Annotated in this window: 1 protein-coding gene; it reads right to left on the reverse strand. The window is 40.2% G+C overall.

Going from position 1 to position 804, the window contains the following annotated elements; genetic code table 11:
• Positions 1-9: 9 nt before the first annotated feature.
• Positions 10-804 (reverse strand): IS4 family transposase (locus AAEZ22_RS18080; RefSeq protein ID WP_352298354.1); only part of this gene is annotated, 795 nt, incomplete at its 5' end.

Genomic DNA, 804 nt, shown 5'->3' on the forward strand with positions numbered 1-804 from the left:
TAATGCCAGTCAGTTAACACTGACTGGCTTTTTTTTATACGGATATTTAGATGGTTTCTTTTTCACACATCGTGGAAAGCGGCGCTCATGACGCCTTGTCGGTAACTGAAATAGCGTCAGCGTTTCTAATAAATGCTCATAGTGTTTTGGTAAATTTCCCGGACTGGTCAGTGGGATAGTTAACAGAAATACGTTGATATGCCTTGAACAATGAGAAAAACTCAGTTGATTTGGCCATACTTCCAGTAACTCTGCGGCCTCACGCATGGCTATTCTTATAATATTGTAGGCAATTAGTAACCCCCACAACTCTTGCCTTATCATATCCGGCCTTTTTGAGCGTAGGATATAGTTTGAGTGCAGCATCGTTTGTTTTATTTCTCGATATCCTATTTCTATTTCCCAGCGATGCATGTACAAATCAGCTATTTCTTTTGATGGGTAACGCATTACATCAAGCATTGATGTAAGAATCTGATACTGCTTATTATTATGCGTGTAAGTAAGCAGCCGAGCTTCTAAAAACTCTGGCAAGTCAGTAAACTTTTTTCGCGCTTGGGGCGATGTTTTAAGACGCACTAACTGGTCATTTTTACTGATTTTCTTTATGGTATCAACCGTTAAGCCTTTTCTGACAGGTATCATCCAGTGTCTTTCAGTCCCTGCTTGATGCCAACGATGCAAAAGCCCTAATGAATAATAACCGCGATCAAATAAGGTTAATGAATTATCCGGTGTGCCTTCAATGAGTTCTTCAGCGAGTGTCATTTCCCCTTGATGCTGCCCGTTAAAAGCACAATTAAT

It is taken from the genome of Pseudoalteromonas sp. 20-MNA-CIBAN-0454 (assembly GCF_040308685.1).
GTDB lineage: Bacteria > Pseudomonadota > Gammaproteobacteria > Enterobacterales > Alteromonadaceae > Pseudoalteromonas > Pseudoalteromonas nigrifaciens.